1 protein-coding gene is annotated in these 239 nt (G+C 47.7%); it reads right to left on the reverse strand.

The features are described from left to right. Positions 1-239, reverse strand: a 239-nt coding sequence (locus A3763_RS08120) for a hypothetical protein (protein WP_156495005.1), incomplete at both ends; no start/stop codon positions are given.

The following is a 239-nucleotide window of genomic DNA, read 5'->3' on the forward strand; positions in this document are numbered from 1 at the left end:
CGCCGAATGCGTTCATGAATGCCATTAGCTTAGGCGTGTTAGCCTTCGCTTTGTTGTCCCATACAGAAGCTGTGTGACAACCCGATTGGAAAGCACCATCAACACTTGGAGAAATAGTCGAAGCAGCCATTGCTTCTAGTTCCTGGCAAGTCATAGGGCCAGTTGTATCCTGAGAACCTACGATGTTCACTTTAACGCGAACGTCAGAACCTGTGTGTAGAGGTGTTGCAGACTTAACA

It is taken from the genome of Oleiphilus sp. HI0128, from assembly GCF_001635365.1.